We start from the raw sequence: 3,769 nt of genomic DNA, 5'->3' as shown, positions 1-3,769 counted from the left end.
CCCCAGCACCCGACCCCACCGCCCCAGCAGCCCTGGCAGCAAGGGCAGCACCCGCAGCCCGGTCGCCCAGGTGGCCACCACCCGCAGATGACCGGCGGACCCGCCGGCGGTCGACCAGGGCCGGATCAGCCGACCCGCATCGAGTCGGTCGAGGGCGATCGGGTCCGCGAACGACCGGCCGGCGCGGTCTCGGGCTACTTCGCGATCGTCGGCGCCGTCGTCCTCCTCCTCGTCGCGATCCTCCTCGGACTCGTCGGCTTCGGCCTGATGATCGGACAGAACCCGCTCGGCGTCATCCTCCTCGTCCTCGGAGTCCTCGCCTTCATCGCCTCGATGTTCCTCTTCAAGGGCTGCACCTCGGTGGCCCCCGGCCACGCCGTCGTCCTCCAGCTCTATGGCAAATACGTCGGCACGGTGCGTCAGTCGGGTCTGCGCTTCGTCAATCCCCTCTTCTCGAAGATCCAGATCTCCACGCGCATCCGCAATCACGAGACCTCGACGCTCAAGGTCAACGACCTCGACGGCAATCCCATCGAGATCGGTGCCGTCGTCGTCTGGCAGGTCCGCGACACGGCTCAGGCGATGTTCGAGGTCGACGACTTCGAGGAGTTCGTCGCCATTCAGGCCGAGACGGCGGTGCGCCATATCGCGAACTCCTACGCCTACGACTCCTCCGATCCGCATCGGATGTCCCTGCGCGACAATGCCGATGAGATCACGGAGAAGCTCTCCGCCGAGGTGGCCGCCCGGGTCGCCGCCGCGGGCGTGTCGATCATCGAATCCCGGATCACCCAGCTCGCGTATGCTCCGGAGATCGCCCGGGCGATGCTCCAGCGGCAGCAGGCCACGGCCGTCGTCGCGGCCCGGCAGCTCATCGTCGAAGGTGCGGTGGGCATGGTCGAGACGGCGATCGAGCAGATCGAACGTCGTGACATCGTCTCCCTCGGGCACGCCGAACGCAGCGACCTCGTCACGAACCTCATGATCGTCCTCTGCGGCGATCAGGCCGCACAGCCGACGATCAGCACGACCCGGAACAAGCAGTCGGGCACCTGACCGCCGCTCCCCTCTCCTCGGCTCCGCCGCGGTGCGCGTGCCCGGCTCGCGCGCGTCAGGGGCTGGGGTCGGGTCCGGGGCAGCGGCTGAGCCCGGATCCGGACACGGACAGCACAGCGCCCCACGTCATTCGACGTGGGGCGCTGTGCTCTCGCCGGTGGCTCGCAGGCGGAAGAGCCTCAGTCCTCGCCGATGATGACGAACGAGGTCGGCAGCGCCTCCTGGGGCTTCTCCGCCGGCTTGTCCTTCTTCGCCGGGGCCTTGCGGCGCGGGGCTTCAGGCTCGGCGGCGACGGCGACCTTCGTCGTCGTGTCGGCGCCGATCATCAGCGGCATCTCCCCCGCCGGTTCGGCCTCCGCCGCTGCAGGAGGGTCCGCTGCCGGTGCGGTGGTCTTCGGCTCCGATTCGACGGGCAGCATCGGCTGCTCCTCGCCTGTGCTCGGCTTCTCGTCGTGCGAGTCGGTGTCGCCTCGGCCGGCCTCGGCGGACCGGTCGGTGCTCTTCGTCCGCTTGCGTCCGCGGGACTTCGCGCGGCTGGGCTTCTCCTCAGGCGTCGTGTCGGCTGCGCCCGTGTCGGTCTGTGCGTCTGCCGCCTCGGCGTCGTCGTCCTTCTTCAGCGTCGCCTTCGCGATCGCTGCCACTGCGGAGCGCGAGGCGTCGTTGCCGACCGACTCGGTCTGTGACTCCGACTCGTTGTTCTTCGACGACCGGCGCTTCCGGTCGCGTTTGCCGTTGCCCGAGGATTCGGAGTTCTGCGACCGGTTGCCGCGATGGGCCTTCGACCCGTCCTCCTCCGACCCGGGCAGGAGCAGGCCGCGTCCGGTGAGGTCGGCTCCGGCGGAGACCATCGACTCGGCGAGTCCGGTGCCGATGCGCTTGCGCGTCATCTGCACGAGACCGAGCGAGGTCACCTCGGCGACCTGGTGCTTCGTCCGGTCACGGCCGAGGCACTCGACGAGCCGGCGCACGACGAGGTCGCGGTTCGATTCGAGGACCATGTCGATGAAGTCGACGACGATGATGCCGCCGATGTCGCGCAGACGCAGCTGTCGGATGACCTCCTCGGCCGCTTCGAGGTTGTTCCGCGTCACGGTCTCCTCGAGGTTGCCGCCGGCCCCGGTGAACTTGCCGGTGTTGACGTCGATGACGGTCATCGCCTCGGTGCGGTCGATGACGAGCGAGCCGCCCGAGGGCAGATTGACCTGGCGCTGCAGGGCCTTCTGGATCTGCTCCTCGATCCGGTAGTGGTCGAAGATCCCCTCATCCTCGGAGTAGCGGTGCACCCGCTCGAGGAGGTCGGGAGCGACGGCCTCGACGTATTCGTGGATCGTGTTCCACGCTCCGTCGCCGTCGATGACGAGCGAATTGAAGTCCTCGTTGAAGACGTCGCGGATGATCCGCACGATCATGTCCGGTTCGCTGTAGAGCAGCTGCGGGGCCAGCACCTTCGTCGACTTCGACTTCTTCTCGATCGTCTCCCAGCGCTTCGCGAGTCGCTCGACGTCGCGGCTGAGCTCCTTGTCCGTCGCGCCTTCGGCGGCGGTGCGGACGATGACGCCGTTGGAGTCGCCGACGAGCTCCTTGAGCAGCTTCTTCAGGCGGGCCCGTTCGACGTCGGGCAGCTTGCGGGAGATGCCGGTCATCGAGTTGCCGGGCACGTAGACGAGGAAGCGTCCGGGCAGGGAGATCTGGCTCGTCAGACGGGCGCCCTTGTGGCCGACGGGGTCCTTCGTCACCTGGACGAGGACGGAGTCGCCGGGGCTGAGCGCGGCCTCGATGCGACGGGCCTTGCCGTCCATGCCGAGCGCGTCCCAGTTGACCTCACCGGCGTAGAGGACGGCGTTGCGGCCCTTGCCGATGTCGATGAAGGCGGCCTCCATGCTCGGCAGCACGTTCTGCACCTTGCCGAGGTAGACGTTGCCGATGAGGGAGGACTGCTGACGGTTCTCCTTGAGATAGTGCTCGACGGCGATGCCGTCCTCGACGACGACGAGCTGCGTCTGATCGCCGTTCTCGCGCACGAGCATCGTGCGGTCGACGGATTCGCGGCGGGCGAGGAACTCGGCCTCCGTGATGACGGGGCGACGGCGACCGGCTTCCCGGCCCTCCTTGCGCCGCTGGCGCTTGGCCTCGAGACGCGTCGAGCCCTTGAGCGAGGTCACCTCGTCGCTGTCGGAGCCGCGGGAGCGGGAGCGGCGACGCCGGCGGCGGCGCGAACCGCCGTCCTCGTCGTCTCCGTCGTCGTCGCTCTCGCTCGTCTTGTCGCGGGCGTCGTCGTCGGACTTCTTCTCCGCCTTGTCTCCGCGACGGTTCGCGCGGGCGGGCCGTTCGTCGCCGTCTGCGGTCTCGGAGTCCTTCTCCGCGGACTTCTCCGCAGGCTTCTCCCGGCTCTTCTCGCTGCGGGAGCTCTGCGCCTCCGACTCGTCATCGTCGCGGCTGCGCGAGCGGCGACCGCGTCCGCCGCGGCGGCGCCGACGACTGCCGCCCTCGTCGTCGCGGTCGTCACGATCCTCGCGGTCGTCACGGTCGTCGGTGCGATCGTCGGTCTCGTCCTCGTCGAAGTCCTCATCGTCGAAGTCGTCGTCGATGCTCACCGTCTCGGCGAGTTCCGCCTTGGGCACCTGGAAGATCAGTCCGCCGTGCTGGGGCACCGCGGCGGCCGGACGGCTCGCAGGCTCGACCGGGGCCGGGGCGGCCGGCGCGGCGAAGGGGT

General features: G+C 69.1%; 2 protein-coding genes. One reads left to right on the top strand and one right to left on the bottom strand.

Features of this window, described 5'->3' with window-relative positions; all coding sequences use genetic code 11:
- The coding region (locus tag FFS20_RS17710) for an SPFH domain-containing protein (RefSeq protein WP_212743376.1) at positions 1-1,056 on the top strand (1,056 nt) is incomplete at its 5' end.
- Between the two features lie 179 nt (positions 1,057-1,235).
- On the opposite strand, the gene FFS20_RS17705 is transcribed toward FFS20_RS17710, so the two are convergent.
- The coding region (locus FFS20_RS17705; RefSeq protein ID WP_137827088.1) for an Rne/Rng family ribonuclease at positions 1,236-3,769 on the bottom strand (2,534 nt) is incomplete at its 5' end.

The organism is Brevibacterium sp. 2SA (assembly GCF_005502845.1).
Taxonomy (GTDB): domain Bacteria; phylum Actinomycetota; class Actinomycetes; order Actinomycetales; family Brevibacteriaceae; genus Brevibacterium.
This window is presented reverse-complemented; position numbering and strand designations above follow the sequence as displayed.